Raw genomic sequence first — 1,860 nt, 5'->3', positions numbered from 1 at the left:
GGTCTCGAACACCTTGGCGACGATGCCGGCCGCGTCCAGGCCGGCCTGGGCGTACATCCGCTCGGGCTTGTCGTGGTCCTGGTAGGCGTCGGGCAGCACGAGGCTGCGCACCTTCACCCCCCGCCCCAGCACCCCGTGCTCCGCCAGGCAGTGCAGCACCTGCGAGCCAAAGCCCCCGATCGACCCCTCCTCGATCGTGAGCAGCACCTCGTGCTCGCGCGCAAGCCGCAGCACCAAGGCTTCGTCCAGCGGCTTGGCAAAGCGCGCGTCCGCCACGCTCGTCGACAAGCCCCGCGCCTCGAGCTCCTCCGCCGCCTTCAGCGCCTCGGACAGCCGCGTCCCCAAGGACAGCAGCGCCACCCGCGTCCCCTCCCGCAGCACGCGACCCCGCCCGATCGCCAGCACCTCGCCCCGCGCCGGCATCTCGACCCCGACCCCCTCGCCGCGCGGATAGCGGAACGCGATCGGGCCCGCGTCATACGCCGCGGCGGTCGCCACCATGTGGACGAGCTCCGCCTCGTCGGCAGCGGCCATCACCACCATGTTCGGCAGGCAGCCCAAGTAGGCCACGTCGAACGCCCCCGCATGCGTCGGCCCGTCCGCCCCCACCAGCCCCGCCCGGTCGAGCGCAAAGCGCACCGGCAGGCCCTGCAGCGCCACGTCGTGCACCACCTGGTCGTAGGCCCGCTGCAGGAACGTCGAGTAGATGGCGCAGAACGGCTTGTAGCCCTCGCACGCCAGCCCCGCCGCGAAGGTCACGGCATGCTGCTCGGCGATGCCCACATCGAAGGTGCGGTCCGGATACAAGGCCCCGAACGCGTCGAGCCCCGTGCCCGACGGCATGGCGGCCGTGACCGCCACGATCTTCGGATCGTCCGCCGCCTCGCGGATCAGGGCATCCGCGAACACGCGGGTATAGGCCGGCGCGTTGGCCTTCGGTTTGGCCAGCGTGCCCGTGATCACGTCGAAGGTGCCGACCCCGTGGTACTTGTCGGCCGAGGCCTCGGCGGGCGGGTAGCCCTTGCCCTTCTGGGTCACGACATGGACCAGGATGGGCCCGGTGCGCGCGTCGCGCACGTTCTTCAGCACGGGCAGGAGGTGGTCGAGGTTGTGGCCGTCGATCGGGCCCACATAGTAGAAGCCGAGCTCCTCGAACAGCGTGCCGCCGGTGAGGAGCCCGCGGGCGTATTCCTCGGCGCGGGCCGCCTTCTCGTAGAGGAACGAGGGCAGGCGGCGGGCGACGTGCTTGGCGGTCTCGCGAAGCGTGCGGTAGGTGCCCCCCGACACGAGGCGGGCGAGGTACGCCGACATGGCGCCCACAGGCGGCGCGATGGACATGTCGTTGTCGTTGAGGATGACGACGAGGCGGGACTGGAGGGCGCCGGCGTTGTTCATGGCCTCGTAGGCCATGCCGGCCGACATGGCGCCGTCGCCGATCACGGCCACGACGCTGTTGTCGCCCCCGCTCAGGTCCCGGGCGACGGCCATGCCCAGGCCCGCCGAGATGGAGGTGGAGGAGTGGGCGGCGCCGAAGGGATCGTAGGGGCTCTCGGCGCGCTTGGTGAAGCCCGACAGGCCGCCGCCCTGGCGAAGCGAGCGCATGCGGGCTCGGCGTCCTGTGAGGATCTTGTGGGGGTAGGCCTGGTGGCCGACGTCCCAGATCAGGCGGTCCTTGGGGGTGTCGAACACGTAGTGGAGCGCGAGGGTCAGCTCGACGACGCCTAAGCCTGCCCCCAGATGCCCGCCGGTGCGCGAGACCACGTCGATGAGCTCGGCCCGCAGCTCGTCCGCCACCTGGCGCAGATCGCCCTCGGGCAGACGACGCAGGTCGCCAGGAACATCGATGCCGTCAAGAAGGCG

Annotated in this window: 1 protein-coding gene; it reads right to left on the bottom strand. The window is 71.3% G+C overall.

Features of this window, described 5'->3' with window-relative positions; genetic code table 11:
* On the bottom strand, window positions 1-1,860 hold a 1,860-nt coding region (gene dxs / locus F0L46_RS24900), incomplete at both ends, for a 1-deoxy-D-xylulose-5-phosphate synthase (protein WP_240540153.1).

This window comes from Salinarimonas soli (assembly GCF_008386575.1).
GTDB classification, from domain to species: Bacteria; Pseudomonadota; Alphaproteobacteria; order Rhizobiales; family Beijerinckiaceae; genus Salinarimonas_A; species Salinarimonas_A soli.
This window is presented reverse-complemented; position numbering and strand designations above follow the sequence as displayed.